The sequence below is a fragment of the Bradyrhizobium sp. CCBAU 25338 genome (assembly GCF_028128965.1).
GTDB lineage: Bacteria > Pseudomonadota > Alphaproteobacteria > Rhizobiales > Xanthobacteraceae > Bradyrhizobium > Bradyrhizobium liaoningense.
The window spans coordinates 353,421-368,034 of sequence record NZ_LFKY01000001.1; the positions used below are offsets into that span (position 1 = coordinate 353,421).

The 14,614-nt window shown below is 63.3% G+C and carries 14 protein-coding genes; 12 read left to right on the top strand and 2 right to left on the bottom strand.

Annotated features, from left to right (window positions below):
* The first annotated feature begins 113 nt into the window (after positions 1-113).
* Positions 114-563 carry a c-type cytochrome gene (locus tag ACM42_RS01585; RefSeq protein ID WP_271526367.1) on the top strand — a complete coding sequence of 150 codons (450 nt, stop codon included), beginning with the start codon at positions 114-116 and terminating at the stop codon, positions 561-563.
* Positions 564-579: 16 nt separating this feature from the next.
* On the opposite strand, the gene ACM42_RS01590 is transcribed toward ACM42_RS01585, so the two are convergent.
* Complete coding sequence (locus tag ACM42_RS01590) at positions 580-1,899, bottom strand: Hsp70 family protein (protein ID WP_271526368.1); 1,320 nt, start codon at positions 1,897-1,899, stop codon at positions 580-582.
* A 123-nt stretch (positions 1,900-2,022) separates the two neighbouring features.
* Complete coding sequence (gene zigA, locus ACM42_RS01595) at positions 2,023-3,228, bottom strand: zinc metallochaperone GTPase ZigA (RefSeq protein ID WP_271526369.1); 1,206 nt, start codon at positions 3,226-3,228, stop codon at positions 2,023-2,025.
* Positions 3,229-3,489: 261 nt separating this feature from the next.
* Between zigA and ACM42_RS01600 the strand changes: the two genes are divergently transcribed.
* From ACM42_RS01600 to ACM42_RS01650, 11 genes are all read left to right on the top strand, one after another.
* The gene (locus ACM42_RS01600; protein ID WP_194388353.1) at positions 3,490-3,627 is read left to right on the top strand and encodes a hypothetical protein; all 138 of its coding nucleotides are present in this window, start codon (positions 3,490-3,492) and stop codon (positions 3,625-3,627) included.
* A 463-nt stretch (positions 3,628-4,090) separates the two neighbouring features.
* Positions 4,091-5,098 carry a Bug family tripartite tricarboxylate transporter substrate binding protein gene (locus tag ACM42_RS01605; RefSeq protein ID WP_442868881.1) on the top strand — a complete coding sequence of 336 codons (1,008 nt, stop codon included), beginning with the start codon at positions 4,091-4,093 and terminating at the stop codon, positions 5,096-5,098.
* A gap of 85 nt (positions 5,099-5,183) precedes the next feature.
* The gene (locus tag ACM42_RS01610; protein WP_271526370.1) at positions 5,184-5,675 is read left to right on the top strand and encodes a tripartite tricarboxylate transporter TctB family protein; all 492 of its coding nucleotides are present in this window, start codon (positions 5,184-5,186) and stop codon (positions 5,673-5,675) included.
* Positions 5,676-5,718: 43 nt separating this feature from the next.
* The gene (locus ACM42_RS01615) at positions 5,719-7,218 is read left to right on the top strand and encodes a tripartite tricarboxylate transporter permease (protein ID WP_271526371.1); all 1,500 of its coding nucleotides are present in this window, start codon (positions 5,719-5,721) and stop codon (positions 7,216-7,218) included.
* A gap of 408 nt (positions 7,219-7,626) precedes the next feature.
* The gene (oxlT, locus tag ACM42_RS01620) at positions 7,627-8,916 is read left to right on the top strand and encodes an oxalate/formate MFS antiporter (protein ID WP_271526372.1); all 1,290 of its coding nucleotides are present in this window, start codon (positions 7,627-7,629) and stop codon (positions 8,914-8,916) included.
* Positions 8,917-9,174: 258 nt separating this feature from the next.
* Positions 9,175-10,497, top strand: a complete 1,323-nt coding sequence (gene oxlT / locus ACM42_RS01625) for an oxalate/formate MFS antiporter (protein ID WP_271526373.1) — start codon at positions 9,175-9,177, stop codon at positions 10,495-10,497.
* Between the two features lie 184 nt (positions 10,498-10,681).
* A complete protein-coding gene (locus tag ACM42_RS01630; protein WP_271526374.1) occupies positions 10,682-11,110 on the top strand; it encodes a CBS domain-containing protein in 429 nt (142 codons plus the stop codon).
* Between the two features lie 225 nt (positions 11,111-11,335).
* Positions 11,336-12,355 carry a 2-dehydropantoate 2-reductase gene (locus ACM42_RS01635; protein WP_271526375.1) on the top strand — a complete coding sequence of 340 codons (1,020 nt, stop codon included), beginning with the start codon at positions 11,336-11,338 and terminating at the stop codon, positions 12,353-12,355.
* On the top strand, positions 12,352-13,140 hold the full coding sequence (locus tag ACM42_RS01640) for a fumarylacetoacetate hydrolase family protein (protein ID WP_271526376.1): 789 nt from the start codon (positions 12,352-12,354) through the stop codon (positions 13,138-13,140). Before ACM42_RS01635 ends, ACM42_RS01640 begins: the two co-directional genes overlap by 4 nt.
* Before the next feature lie 461 nt (positions 13,141-13,601).
* Complete coding sequence (locus ACM42_RS01645) at positions 13,602-13,805, top strand: hypothetical protein (protein ID WP_035718272.1); 204 nt, start codon at positions 13,602-13,604, stop codon at positions 13,803-13,805.
* A 55-nt stretch (positions 13,806-13,860) separates the two neighbouring features.
* The gene (locus ACM42_RS01650) at positions 13,861-14,511 is read left to right on the top strand and encodes a hypothetical protein (RefSeq protein ID WP_271526377.1); all 651 of its coding nucleotides are present in this window, start codon (positions 13,861-13,863) and stop codon (positions 14,509-14,511) included.
* Positions 14,512-14,614: the final 103 nt, after the last annotated feature.

Sequence of the window (14,614 nt, forward strand, 5' to 3'; positions counted from 1 at the left end):
GCAAAGCCATGTGCGCGCTTCAGTTCTGGCTGTGCGGACTTGATGTGCGTCAAGCTGTCTAAAGGGCAAAACGGCTAGGAGCAGGAGTCTTCCCTGCCGGCCTCGGAGGCGAGATGATGAGATCTGCTATCGAATGGTTGATCATTGCCGGTCTTGCCGCTGGTTTCGCTGCTGCCGCCAAGGCCGAAGAAGTTGACATCGGGAAGGCGGAGTTTCAGTCTTCATGCGCGAGTTGTCATGGCGCCGACGCAAAGGGCAAAGGACCGGTCAGCGGCCAGCTCAAGACATCGCCTTCCGACCTGACCATGTTGGCCAAGAACAACAACGGGGTGTTTCCCACCAACGCCGTTTACGAGACCATATATGGGTCGAAATCAGTCCCGGCTCACGGCACGCGTGAAATGCCGATCTGGGGCGAGCGGTTCAACCCCATCGTCAGCCTGCCTCACGCCGTCGATCCCACTTATTGGCAAAAGGCCGGGCCGCAGCAAAACCCGGAGGTCGTCGTGCGGACTCGCATTCTCGCCGTGATCGATTACCTGAACCGAATTCAGCAGAAATAGCGACGATCGCCGCCTGCTACGCCACCGTGGCCTGACTTGCCGCCCAGCGATCCGGGTCGGGACTATGCCCGATCAGCGCAAGCCCGTAGGCGATCGACTCGAACTGGTCGCCTGACATCAGCCGTTCGTTGCCGAACCGCTCGGCGAACAGTTTCCGGACGGCCGGCACAAAGGATGTGCCGCCGGTCAGGAACACCTTCTCGATCTCGCGCGCGGTGATGCCGGCCTCGCCCAGCACCTTGTCGACGGTCGCCCCCAACCGGGCGATATCGTCGGCGATCCAGGCTTCGAAATTCTTCCGTGTGATGGCCGCGCCGATATCGACGCCGCCGCCTTTGAAGCGGAAGTCCACCTCGTCCTGCGCCGACAGCGCGACCTTGGCATCTGACACGGCGCGGTAGAGCGAAAAGCCGAGGTCGAGATCGACGATGGTGATGAAATCCTCCAGCAGATCAGGCTTCAACGCAGTGCGCGCAAGCTCGCGGAGCTCGCGCAGATCGCCGTTGCTCTTCATCATCGCGAGCTGATGCCAGCGCGCGAGGTTGGTGTAGTGGCCGCTCGGGACCGGCAGCACCTTGTCGAACGAGCGAAAGCTGGAGCCTTTGCCGAGCCGCGGCGAGACGACGTGGTCGACGATGCGATAGTCGAAGGTGTCGCCGGCAATGCCGATGCCGGCATGGCCGAGCGGCTCGGCGCGAAGGCTGCCGCCCGCACGCGAGAAGCGCATCACGGAGAAATCGCTGGTGCCGCCGCCGAAATCGGCAACCAGCACGGTGGCATCCCGCTCCAGCCGGCGCGCGAAGGAGAACGCCGCACCCACGGGCTCGTAGACATAGCGCGCGTGACCGGCGCCGAGCCGTTCGAACGCGGCCCGGTAGCGCTGCATCGCCAGCGCCTCGTCGGGATTGCCGCCGGCGAAGCGCACCGGGCGACCGACCGTGATATTCGCCGCCTCGAAGCCGAACTTCCCACCGCCATGGCGCGCCAGCGTCCGCAGGAACGCCGCCAGAATATCCTCGAACTTGTAGCGTTGCCGGAACACCTGGGTGGTGTTGAAGCTGCTGCTCGCCGCAAACGTCTTGAACGACTGAAGGAAGCGGTAGACGTGGCGGCCTTCGAGGAACTGCTCGATCGCCCACGGGCCGCCCTCGGCCTGGGCGCCGGCGCCCGGCCGGTCCTCCCAGAAGCACAGGGCCGACACGTAGACGCTGTGGCGCTGTCCGCCATGATCGAAGCGGATGGCCTCGACCCGGCGGTCGTCCGCCGCGATCGCGACGACCGTATTGCTGGTCCCAAAATCGATGCCGATCGAGACGGCGGGCGAGGCGCTCGACATGAACCACTCTGACAGATGATTGGAAAGGGGCAGAGCACTAACGGCTTTGCCGTCCCCTTGCAAGACCTGGCCGGAGATGGTCGCGTCCGGACCTCACGCCGAGGCTTTTGATATTCACGTCGATCAGTTGGACTGATCGCCTCGACGCCAGGCCGGAAACGGATCGGCGAGAGCGGACCATGCGGCGACGTCCATGGCGGACGTTTCCGGGACAAGACATGCGTCGAGCCTGCGGCGGATCCCGGCTTCGTCCATGCCGGTGCCGATGAACACGATCTCCTGGCGACGATCGCCGTACACCTTGTCCCAATACTGGCCGAGCCGCTTGCGCCAGCCCTCATCGTTCGGCCACCGCTCCTTTGGAACGCTCGCCCACCAGAAACCCAGCGCTTCGGTCCTCACGATCGCTCCCGCCTGGCTGATCTCGCCAAGCCATTGCGGCCGCGTCGCCAGCCAGAAATGACCCTTCGCCCGGATCACGCCCGGCCAGGCCCCCTTGACGAACTCGTCGAACTTCGACGGATCGAACGGCCTGCGGGCGCGGTAGACGAAGTTCTTCACGCCATATTCCTGCGTTTCAGGCACGTGGTCGGCGAAACCGTAGAGCTCCTTGTACCAGAGCGGATGCTGCTGGGCCTTCTCGAAGTCGAAACGGCCGGTGTTGAGCACGCGGTCGAAGGGCACGCGGCTGTGATTGGCCTCGATGATGTCGGCTTCGGGATTCAACGAGCGGATGATCTGCCGTGCCGCCTCGCGCTGTTGCGGCGAGGCATCGTCCACCTTGTTGAGCACGATCACGTCGGCGAACTCGATCTGCTCCACGAGGAGATCGACCAGTGTCCGCTTGTCGCCGTCCAGCGCCTCGCCGCGCTCGCCGAGGAACTCGGTCGAGGAATAGTCCTTCAGCAGGTTGGCGGCGTCGACCACCGTCACCATCGTGTCCAGCTGGGCGATGTCGGAGAGGCTTTCGCCCTCTTCCGAGCGGAAATCGAACGTCGCGGCGACCGGGAGCGGCTCCGAAATGCCCGTCGATTCGATCAGCAGATAATCGAAGCGCCCGCTTTCGGCGAGCGCACGTACCTCCCTCAGGAGATCGTCGCGCAGGGTGCAGCAGATGCAGCCGTTGGTCATCTCCACCAGTTTCTCATCAGTCCGCGAGAGGTTGGCACCACCATCGCGGACCAGGTCCGCATCGATGTTCACCTCGCTCATGTCGTTCACGATCACCGCCACTTTCAGGCCGTGCCGGTTGTTCAGGACGTGGTTCAGCAAAGTGGTCTTTCCAGCCCCGAGGAAGCCGGACAAGACGGTGACGGGGAGTTTGGGCATGGAGATCGAACAGCCTTTTGAGCGGGATGGGTCGAGGACGGCGAGACACGGCATCTCACTATGTTATGTTATAACATAACATTCTTTGTTCGGCAGGCCGTGTCAAGGTGCCCTGCCCGCCAGAAGCTCATCGCCCATGCCGCAATGCGGAAGAACGAATGCTGCTATGCAAACAAGGTCGTGGACCATGGCATCTGGTATACATAGACTACGCTTCGAAATGAGGCAGCAGGACTGACTGTCTCAAGAAAGGGATTTCCGATGTCCAAGACCGCTTCCGTTGCTCTCGCCCCCTCCGCCTCGCTCTTCGCCCGCCTGATGGCCGCGATCGACAGCTTCCTGATGGCGAGTGCCGAGATTTCCAATCACAACGGCGACCTGCCGCGTTTCGGCCTGTAAGAAGGCCTTGTCCTCCCGCCAAACGGCGGAGTTGACAGACCCCGCAGACGTCAGGTTCGGTGCAATGGCCCCGCATGTTCGGGGCCATTTTCTTTTTGCCTCCTTGCCTGGGCTTGCGGCCGCAACTGCGACGATTCGTCCACCGGACTGACCGCCGATCCGATTGTTTGTTCGCTGGCATCGCGCATACCATTGGACAAGCACGAACGATTGCACAATCCAGGGTGTAGGACGGGGAAACATAACGCAAGACGGGAACAGCCGAGGGCGCACGCGCCGCGAACCTTGGCGGAACCTTAGCCGAAAGGAGCGGATGCCGTGCGTTATCCCTCCTCATACAGTTTCTATCGGGATTGCCAGGAGAGATCGACCGCAAGGGTGACACCAGGCATCTGAATCGAGATGGGCTGACGCAAGTCGACAAAGAGCGGCTGCGTTGAGGGTTCGACAGGGAGAGAAGCAAATGAAGCCATCCGTTCTGAATGTCGCTTTGGCGGCAATCGCGATGTCGTGCGCCAACAGCACCGCAAGCCGGGCTGCCTGGGAGCCGGTCCGTCCGGTCGAGTTCATCGTGCCCGCGGGCACCGGCGGCGGCGCCGATCAGATGGCACGCACCATTCAGGGCATCGTCACCAAGCACAACCTGATGAAGCAGCCGATGGTCGTCATCAACAAAGCGGGCGGCGCCGGCGGTGAAGGCTTCCTCGATGTGAAGACGTCGTCGGGCAATCCGCACAAGATCATCATCACGCTGTCGAACCTGTTCACGACGCCGCTGGCGACGGGAATTCCCTTCAACTGGAAGGACCTGACCCCAGTCGCGATGCTGGCTCTCGACGAATTCGTGCTCTGGGTGAATGCCGAGAAGCCGTACAACAGCGTCAAGGATTACGTCGACGCCGCGAAAAAGGCACCAAGCGGCTCGTTCAAGATGGGCGGCACCGGCTCCAAGCAGGAAGACCAGATCATCACGGTCGGCCTCGAGAAGGCGATCGACGCGAAGTTCACCTACATTCCCTACAAGGGCGGCGGCGAAGTCGCCGTCCAGCTCGTCGGCAATCACGTCGATTCAACCGTCAACAATCCGATCGAGGCCGTTGCGCAATGGCGCGGCGGCAAGCTTCGTCCGCTCTGCGTCTTCGACGCCCAGCCGATGGCCTATGACGAGCCGATCGCCGAGGGCAAGGCCTGGAAGGATATTCCGACCTGCAAGTCGCAGGGCCTCGCGATGGAATATCTCATGCTGCGCGGCATCTTCATGTCGCCCAAGGCGACGAAGGACCAGGTCGAATACTATGTCGAGCTGTTCAAGAAGGTGCGCGCCACGCCGGAATGGCAGGACTTCATGAAGAGCGGCGCCTTCAACACGACCTTCATGACTGGCGCCGACTACGCCAAATGGGTCGAGGCGGAGGAGAAGCGCCACCAAGGCTTGATGAAGGAAGCCGGCTTCCTCGCACCGGCGAATTGAGCCGCGGGCTCGACGACGGCTGACGACGCTGGTCGTCCTCAGCCTGCCGCGACCGCGAAACACTGTGTTTCCGCCTGGAGGTCCCATGACTGAACGATCCGAACGCGGCCCGGCACACAAGACGCTGGAAATCGGCATGGCGCTGCTGATCGGCGTGTTCGGTCTGGTCGTGATCTTCGGGAGCCTGAAGGCCGGCATCAACTGGGGCGCGGAGGGCCCGCGTGCCGGCTTCTTCCCCTTCTATATCGGCGCCGCCATCGTCGTGGCGAGCGCCATCAACCTCTGGCATGCGCAACGCGACGACGACGGCCGGCTGTTCGCAGAATGGGGACAGCTGCGCCAGGTCATGAGCGTCGTCGTGCCGACCGCGATCTACGTCGGCTCGATGCCGTTCATCGGCCTCTACGTCGGCTCGATGGTCTTCATCGCCTGGTTCATGCGTTGGCTCGGCGGCTATCGCTGGCTGACGACCATCGCGGTCGCGGTCGGCATGCCGGTCCTGACCTATCTCGTTTTCGAGCGCTGGTTCCTCGTCCCGCTTCCCAAGGGTCCCCTTGAGGAATGGCTCGGCCTGTAAGAGCCGCGCCGTTATTTCCGTCATTGCTGCAGGACGTATCGAAATGGAAGAGTTGGCCAATCTGTTTCACGGCTTCGCGGTCGCCCTGCAGCCCTACAACATCATGCTGATGATCATCGGCATCACGCTCGGGGTCATCATCGGCGTGCTGCCGGGGCTAGGGGGCGCCAACGGCGTCGCGATCCTCCTACCCCTCACCTTCAGCATGCCGCCGACATCGGCGATCATCATGTTGTCCTGCATCTATTGGGGCGCATTGTTCGGCGGCGCCATCACCTCGATCCTGTTCAACATCCCCGGCGAGCCCTGGTCCGTGGCGACCACTTTCGACGGCTATCCGATGGCGCAACAGGGCAGACCCGGCGAAGCCCTGACCGCCGCCTTCACCTCCTCCTTCGTGGGCGCGCTGTTTGCCGTCATCATGATCACGCTCGTCGCGCCTCTCGTTGCGGGCTTCGCACTGCGATTTGGTCCGGCGGAGAAGTTCGCGGTGTACTTCCTCGCTTTCTGCAGCTTCGTCGGCCTCAGCAAGGAGCCGCCGTTCAAGACCATCGCGGCGATGATGATGGGCTTTGCGCTCGCGGCGGTCGGCCTCGATTCGATCACCGGACAGTTGCGGCTGACCTTCGGCGTCACGGAGCTGCTCAACGGATTCGACTTCCTGATCGCCGTGATCGGCCTGTTCGGCATCGGCGAGATCCTGCTGACCATGGAGGAAGGGCTGGCGTTCCGCGGCGGCAACGCCACCATCAACCTTCGGGTGGTGCTGCAGACCTGGCGGGAATTGCCCGCCTATTGGATGACCTCGCTGCGCTCCTGCCTGATCGGCTGCTGGATGGGCGTCACGCCCGCCGGCGCAACGCCGGCCTCCTTCATGAGCTACGGCATCGCCAAGCGCCTGTCGCGACGCGGCAACAATTTCGGCAAGGGCGAGATCGAAGGCGTGATCGCGCCGGAGACGGCGGCGCATGCCGCCGGCACCGCCGCGCTGCTGCCGATGCTCTCGCTCGGGGTGCCCGGCTCGCCCACCGCCGCCGTCCTGCTCGGCGGATTGTTGATCTGGGGCCTGCAGCCCGGCCCCATGCTGTTCGTCGAGCAGAAGGAATTCGTCTGGGGCCTGATCGCGTCGATGTATCTCGGCAATCTCGCTGGCCTCATCGTCGTGCTCACCTGCGTGCCGATCTTCGCCGCGATCCTTCGCGTGCCCTTCGGCATCATCGCGCCGCTCATCCTGGTGCTCTGCGCGATCGGCGCCTATTCGGTGCACAACAGCACCTTCGACGTGATGCTGATGCTGGTGTTCGGCGTGCTCGGCTATCTCCTGAAAAAGTGCAACTACCCGCTCGCCCCGCTGGTGCTCGCCATCGTGCTCGGCGACAAGGCGGAGGAAGCCTTCCGCCAATCGCTGCTGGGATCGCAGGGATCGCTCGGGGTGTTCTTCTCCAACGGCCTCGTCAGCACGATCATGGCGCTCGGTCTGGTCGCCTTGTTCTGGTCCGCGATCCAGGAAGGCTATAGCCGGCTACGCACGTCGATGGCGTGAGGTGCGACCTGCGCCATCAGCCCCGCCGACGCCAAATTGCCGCAGGTCGGACTTCTGGAATATAGAATTCCAGTAGTTGCGCGGTCACCGACCGACTACGCGTCGGCGGGCGCGCCCCGCGCACACGTGGAAAATCCCTCAAACGCGCGGGCTTTTCAACAGCGCCTTGCGGTGTCGCGACGACGCGAAAGTCAATGCTGAATCAATCGTTTGATTAGGATCAGCCGCCATTTCCGCCGGCATGCCGGCAGCGATTGGGGCTTTACAATCCTGCATTGATTGCGCATGTGAGTAGGCCCGCGTTATTTCGCCGCACCTCCCGTCCTCCGCTTGAATCTTGGCATAATGAATACCAGGATGCGGGCAGCGCATGCATAAAAATGATCGGCGCATTTGGGAGGGTTTTTAATGACGGACATGGTGCAGTCGGCAGCGGCCCCCAGTGCCGCACGCGTAAGCGATGCGTATCGCTGGGCGCAGTTGGCGATCGGTGTGATGGCGATGGTGATGATCGCCAATTACCAATATGGCTGGACGTTCTTCGTCCCCGACATCCAGAAGACGTTCGGCTGGGATCGCGCGTCGATCCAGTGGGCCTTCACCCTTTTCGTCTTGTTCGAGACCTGGCTGGTGCCGATCGAAGGATGGTTCGTCGACAAATACGGCCCGCGCATCGTCGTGCTGGTCGGCGGCGTGCTCTGCGCCATCGGTTGGGCGATCAACGCGCAGGCCACCTCGCTCAACGGCTACTATCTCGGCATGATCATCGCAGGCATCGGCGCCGGCGGCGTCTACGGCACCTGCGTCGGCAATGCGCTGAAATGGTTTCCGGACAAGCGCGGTCTTGCCGCCGGCATCACCGCCGCGGGATTCGGTGCGGGCTCTGCTCTGACCGTCGCGCCGATCCAGGCCATGATCAAGGACAGCGGCTTCCAGACCACCTTCCTCTATTTCGGCCTCGGGCAAGGCATCATCATCTGCATCCTCGCCTTCTTCCTGCTCGCGCCGAAAGCGGGCCAGGTGCCGAACGTGGTGGCGAATGCCAATCTGCTGCAGACCCGGCGCAACTATCAGCCGACCGAGGTGCTGCGTCAGCCGATCTTCTGGCTGATGTACTTCATGTTCGTGATCGTCGGCGCCGGCGGATTGATGGTGACCGCAAACCTGAAGCCGATCGCAGCCGACTGGAAGGTCGACAACGTGCCGGTCACGCTGATGGCGGTGACGATGACGGCGGTGACCTTCGCGGCCACGATCGACCGCGTGCTCAACGGCCTGACGCGGCCGTTCTTCGGCTGGATCTCCGACATGATCGGCCGCGAGAACACGATGTTCATCGCCTTCGGCATGGAAGGGTTCGGCATCTGGATGCTCTACCTCTGGGGCCAGGATCCGATCTGGTTCGTGCTGCTCTCGGGCTTCGTGTTCTTCGCCTGGGGTGAGATCTACTCGCTGTTCCCCTCGACCTGCACCGACACGTTCGGCGCCAAGTTCGCGACCACCAATGCCGGCCTGCTCTACACCGCGAAGGGCACCGCCGCGCTGCTGGTGCCGATCGCCAACTACATGCAGCAATCGTCGGGCACCTGGGACAGCGTGTTCATCATCGCGGCCGGCGCCAACATCCTGGCTTCGCTGCTGGCGATCGCGGTGCTGAAACCCTGGCGCAAGATCGTAGTCGCGAAATCGACCATCTGACCGCTTCACCACAGTTCACGCGAGCACGACGCCCGGCCTCACGGCCGGGCGTTTTCGTTTGGCGCGGGAAGACCGCCGCGATTCTCGGACCTCGGAACCCGCCGCATTTTGTGAACGCGGAGCCGAGATAGGACTTGCAATCTGGAATATCGTATACCAATCTCCGGACGACGCCTGCGACGATAAGACACAATATTTGCGACATCAGGTCACCTTGGCAAGCTGATGTACGACAGACAGGCGCGTTGGGAGGTTCTGATGATTTCCAGCCCGGATGGCGCCGTCACCGCCGCGCCGCTTCGCACCGGCTTCCGTTGGCTCCAGCTCGGCATGGGCATCGTCTGCATGGCCATGATCGCCAATCTGCAATATGGCTGGACGCTGTTCGTCGATCCGATCGACGCCGCCCATCATTGGGGGCGCGCCGCGATCCAGCTCGCTTTCACCATCTTCGTGGTCACCGAGACCTGGCTGGTGCCGGTCGAGGCCTGGTTCGTCGACAAATACGGCCCGCGCATCGTCGTCATGTTCGGCGGCGCGATGATCGCGCTGTCCTGGATTCTCAACTCCTACGCCGAGAGCCTCACCCTGCTCTACGCGGCCGCGATCATCGGCGGCCTGGGCGCGGGCGCAGTGTACGGCACCTGCGTCGGCAACGCGCTGAAATGGTTTCCCGACCGTCGCGGTCTCGCGGCAGGTGCGACGGCCGCCGGCTTCGGCGCGGGTGCCGCGCTCACGATCGTGCCGATCGCGAGCATGATCGTCTCGAGCGGCTACCAGCACGCATTCCTCACCTTCGGCATAGGCCAGGGCCTCGTCGTGTTCGTGCTCGCCTTCTTCCTCCAGCCACCGCGGATCTCGATTCCGCCGAAAAAGAAGCAGCTCAATCTGCCGCAGACCAAGATCGACTTCACCCCGCCGCAGGTGCTGCGCACCCCTGTTTTCTGGGTGATGTATCTCGTTTTCGTCATGGTCGCTTCGGGCGGCCTGATGACTGCGGCGCAGATCGCCCCGATCGCGCACGACTTTGGGATCGCCAACACGCCGGTGACGCTCGCCGGCTTCCAGATGGCAGCCTTGACGTTCGCAATCTCGCTCGACCGCATCTTCGACGGTTTCGGGCGTCCGTTCTTCGGCTGGGTCTCCGACACCATCGGCCGCGAGCCAACCATGTTCATCGCCTTCGGCACCGCTGCTTTGATGCTGCTGACGCTGTCGGCCTATGGCCACCTGCCGACCGTCTTCGTGCTCGCGACCGCGGTCTATTTCGGCGTGTTCGGCGAGATCTACTCGCTGTTCCCCGCGACCTGCGGCGACACCTTCGGTGCGAAGTTCGCGACCACCAACAACGGCATGCTCTACACCGCGAAGGGCACGGCCTCGCTGCTCGTCCCGCTCGCAAGCGTGATCTCCACCGCCTATGGCTGGAAGGCCGTGTTCGTGGTCGCGGTGGCGCTGAACGCAATGGCGGCGCTGATGGCGCTGTTCGTGATCAAGCCGCTGCGCCGCTCCTTCATCCTCGGCAAGGAAGCCGAGAGCACCCAAGCCGCCACCGGCACTGCCAAAACCGAGACGGCGTAAGCACCACCCGGATTACATGCTTGAGAAGGGGCGCAGCGATGCGCCCCTTTCTTTTTGGCCTCTTTGGCTGAGGACAAACGTCAGTATGGCTGTCGCAAGATTTTTCGGATCAGCCAAATCCAGCGCTTGACGATTGGCATTATGTATACCACACTTCTCCCGTCACTCACCCAGGGAGGTTGCAATGCTGGTCGGAGACATTCTGCGCAAGAAGACGCCGCGCGTTGTCACGGTGCGTATGAACGAAACGGTGGGTATCGCGGCCAAGCTGATGCGCGCCAACAACATCAGTGCTCTGGTGGTGAAGGACGTGGTCCGCTCCGAGGGCAACACCGCGGTCGGCATGTTCACCGAGCGCGACGTGGTGCGCGCCGTCGCCGAACACGGCGCGAACGCCGTCAATGTCAAGGTCTCGCAGCTCGTCTCGGTGCAGCAGCTCGTGTCCTGCACCACCTCTGATCCGATCGAGCACGTCCGCCATCTGATGAACCGTCATCACATCCGCCATCTGCCCGTGATCGACGATTACAGCCTCATCTCCGTCATCAGCATGCGCGACATCGCCGCGGCCGTCGACGAGGCCCTCAACGGCACGCCGCAAGCCGCAGCCTAAAGCGACGCCTCACGTCCAGCCACGGAAGAGCTGCGCCCCCTCTCCCGCTTGCGGGAGAGGGTTGGGGAGACGGCTGCCCCCGCTGGGGAGACTCCCCAAGAGGATGGAGTCTTCGCCCGCCGCGCTCTCCGAACGCGCCGACCTCTCCCGCAAGCGGGAGAGGTGCAGAGAGCCTGTTGCCTGATCGATCCAACTGACTGCCAATCTTGGTCCCGCGAGGATTTAATGAAGATCTGCATCTACGGCGCCGGCGCAATCGGCGGATATCTCGGGGTTCAGCTCGCGCGCGCGGGCGCCGATGTCAGCCTGGTCGCGCGCGGCGCACACCTTGCCGCGATGCGCGATCGCGGCCTGACGCTGCTCGCGGGCGAGGAGCAGCACACCGTGCATCCGCGCTGCACCGACGATCCCGCCGAGCTCGGCGTGCAGGATTTCATCATCATTACGCTGAAGGCGCATTCGATCACCGGCGTGATCGAGAAGATGCAGCCGCTGCTCGGGCCTCACACCCGCATCGTCACGGCCGTCAACGGCATCCCCTATTGGTACTTCTACAAGCACGGCGGGCAATACGAGAACTCGACGCTGGAGAGCATCGACCCCGGCGGGCGGCAGTGGCGCGAAATCGGCGCCGAGCGCGCCATCGGCTGCATCGTCTATCCCGCCACCGAGATCGAAGCGCCCGGCGTGATCCGCCACGTCTACGGCAACAACTTTCCGCTCGGCGAGCCCTCCGGCGAGATCACTGATGACGTGCAGCGTCTCGCCGGCCTGTTCGTCGCCGCCGGGCTGAAGGCGCCGGTGCTCGACCGCATCCGGGACGAGATCTGGCTGAAGCTGTGGGGCAATGTCTGCTTCAACCCGATCAGCGCGCTGACCCACGCCACGCTCGACGTGATCTGCACCGATCCGGCGACGCGCGCACTGTCCCGCGCGATCATGGTGGAGACGCAAGCCATCGCTGAGAACTTCGGCGTCAAATTCCGCGTCGACGTGGAGCGCCGCATCGAGGGCGCCCGCAAGGTCGGCGCGCACAAGACCTCGATGCTCCAGGATCTCGAGCGCGGCCGGCCCATGGAGATCGACCCGCTCGTGACAGTGGTGCAGGAGATGGGCCGTCTCACCGGCATCGCAACGCCCGCGCTCGACTCGGTGCTGGCGATGGTGACCCAGCGCGCCCGCATCGCCGGCCTCTATGACGCGGTCTCGACGGCATCGGATCCGCGCGCACTGGCTGTGGCATGATGGCGAGCGAGATGAAGAAGTGGCTCCGCTTCCGGAGCAATGGTGCGACCGGCTTCGGCACGCTGAGCCCATCTGGCATCAGCGTGCATGAGGGCGAGATGTTCGGCCGCAACACCGCTACCGGCAAGACGCTGACGCTGTCGGAGGTCGAGCTGCTCGCGCCCTGCGCGCCCAGCAAGATCGTCGCGCTCTGGAACAATTTCCACGCGCTCGCGGCAAAGCTCAACCAGCCCGAGCCGCCGGAGCCGCTCTATCTGCTGAAGGCCACCACCAGCATCGCCGCCCCCGGTGCGGTGATCCGCCGCCCCTCCTCCTACGACGGCAAGACGACCTATGAGGGCGAGCTCGGCATCGTCATCGGCAAGGCCTGCGCGCGCGTGTCGCCGGCAGAAGCGGACAGCTTCATCTTCGGCTACACCTGCGTCAACGACATCACCGCCAACGACATCCTGACGCGCGACCCCACCTTCCCGCAATGGGCCCGCGCCAAGGGCATCGACGATTACGGCCCGTTCGGCCCTGTCATCGCGACCGGCCTCGATCCGGCCAGGCTCGTGGTCCGCACCATCCTCAATGGCGCGGAGCGGCAGAACTATCCGATCTCGGACATGATCTTCAGCGCGCAGGAGCTGGTCAGCAGGATCTCCCATGACATGACCCTGCTGCCCGGCGACCTCATCGCCGTCGGCACTTCCGTCGGCGTCGGCGTGATGAAGGAGCCGGTGAACACGGTCACCGTCGCGATCGACGGCATCGGCGAGCTGACCAACGAGTTTCGGCTGTAACCACTTTCTCCGTCATTCCGAGACGACGCAAAGCTGAGTGCGCAATTAAAGGCTCGCCGGCAAATTGCCCCCGCACCGCAGCAAAATTGATCCGGCGCAAATCGGCCGTCGCCGCCACTGCTATCCTTTCGCAAAAGAAGTCAATTTCTGATGCAACGGAGGACGCCATGACGAATGCCGGCAATGCACTTTTGTGGACGGCCCTTTACTTCGCTCTCTCGTTCGTTGCGATCTTCGTGGTTTGGTTCGCCGACAAGATACGCTCGAACGTCTCCGGGAAACGATAGCCCGAGGCGCGTCTGCATCTCCGAAGCATTCGGACACATCACATCTGCGCGCGCCTGACATATGCCGCCAACATGTCCAGCGTCCGCCGCAACTTGGACGCATTCGGCCGCCCTTCTGTGAGGCGTGTCTGGGGGCACGGCGCTGCCGTGTTTGGACCAAACCTTCAGGGGTATATGACTGTGAAGAAGATTGTATTTGCTCTCGGTGCTACGCTTGCTCTGGCGACGGCTGCGAACGCTGCGGATCTGCCGCGCCGGCAGCCCGTGCCGGCCTATCCGGCCGAACAGGCGCCGATTGGCAAGATGCCGATTGGAAAGAGCCCGGTTGGAAAAGCCCCGATCGGCAAGGCGCCCGGCCCGGTCGCAGCGCGCTACTGACGCGCAGCGGAATACGCGCAGATCTGCGTAGCAGCCGACAGTCGAGGGGTGTCGCGTGACGAACAAAGCTGATCGATCGGGATCCTGCATCCTCGCGGGCTTCGCTCTTGCGGCCATGCTCTCGTGCACGACGCCCTCGGCCTCGGCCCATCAGGCAAACAAGCGCGTTGCCGACGCGAACGCGCTTGCCACGACCGACACCGCCTCGCGACCTCAGCCGCAATCGACGCGGCGCTCCGTCGCGCGCGCGGAGAAAGGCCCCTACTACGTCGACTTCCGCGCGCGTACCGCCGCGAGCTGGGGCCATGCCTTCGTCTGGTACGGCAAGACCAGCGAGCGCGCCGTGGAGGTCGCAGGGCTCACACCGGCCGGCGACACGCTTGCTTACGTGCTCGGTCACATCACCTTTGTGCCGTCCGAGACCGGCGCGAGCTACGGCGATCTCGATCCGGAATATCTGACCGCGAGCTATCGCGTCTATCTGAACGAAGCGGACGCCAAGCGCGTATTCGCCTACATCAAGAAATTGCAGGCGAACTCGCCGGTGTGGAACGCCGAGACTGCCAACTGCACCGGCTTCATCGGCGATATCGCCGAATTCATGGGATTGCAGGTCCCCAACCGCTGGCAACGCCCGGAAAACTTCGTCAACCGCCTCAAGGAAATGAACGGCGGCCGTCAGATGGTGCGGCTGTCGGCGGAGTAGCGGCGCGCAGCGTTGCCCGTTATCAACCTGGCCGTCATTGCTGTCGATGTTCAATAATTCGCTGATTGGATCGCGGTGGTCTTGGAAGCGGCGAAGGCCTTGG

What these genes read in the sequence shown, in the direction of transcription:
- ACM42_RS01635 (WP_271526375.1), top strand. Translation starts at nt 11,336, where the DNA reads ATGAAGATCTGCATCTACGGCGCCGGCGCAATCGGCGGATATCTCGGG.
- ACM42_RS01610 (WP_271526370.1), top strand. Translation starts at nt 5,184, where the DNA reads ATGACTGAACGATCCGAACGCGGCCCGGCACACAAGACGCTGGAAATC.
- ACM42_RS01605 (WP_442868881.1), top strand. Translation starts at nt 4,091, where the DNA reads ATGAAGCCATCCGTTCTGAATGTCGCTTTGGCGGCAATCGCGATGTCG.
- ACM42_RS01590 (WP_271526368.1), bottom strand. Translation starts at nt 1,899, where the DNA reads ATGTCGAGCGCCTCGCCCGCCGTCTCGATCGGCATCGATTTTGGGACC.
- oxlT (WP_271526372.1), top strand. Translation starts at nt 7,627, where the DNA reads ATGACGGACATGGTGCAGTCGGCAGCGGCCCCCAGTGCCGCACGCGTA.
- ACM42_RS01630 (WP_271526374.1), top strand. Translation starts at nt 10,682, where the DNA reads ATGCTGGTCGGAGACATTCTGCGCAAGAAGACGCCGCGCGTTGTCACG.
- ACM42_RS01640 (WP_271526376.1), top strand. Translation starts at nt 12,352, where the DNA reads ATGATGGCGAGCGAGATGAAGAAGTGGCTCCGCTTCCGGAGCAATGGT.
- ACM42_RS01600 (WP_194388353.1), top strand. Translation starts at nt 3,490, where the DNA reads ATGTCCAAGACCGCTTCCGTTGCTCTCGCCCCCTCCGCCTCGCTCTTC.
- oxlT (WP_271526373.1), top strand. Translation starts at nt 9,175, where the DNA reads ATGATTTCCAGCCCGGATGGCGCCGTCACCGCCGCGCCGCTTCGCACC.
- ACM42_RS01615 (WP_271526371.1), top strand. Translation starts at nt 5,719, where the DNA reads ATGGAAGAGTTGGCCAATCTGTTTCACGGCTTCGCGGTCGCCCTGCAG.
- ACM42_RS01645 (WP_035718272.1), top strand. Translation starts at nt 13,602, where the DNA reads ATGACTGTGAAGAAGATTGTATTTGCTCTCGGTGCTACGCTTGCTCTG.
- ACM42_RS01585 (WP_271526367.1), top strand. Translation starts at nt 114, where the DNA reads ATGATGAGATCTGCTATCGAATGGTTGATCATTGCCGGTCTTGCCGCT.
- zigA (WP_271526369.1), bottom strand. Translation starts at nt 3,228, where the DNA reads ATGCCCAAACTCCCCGTCACCGTCTTGTCCGGCTTCCTCGGGGCTGGA.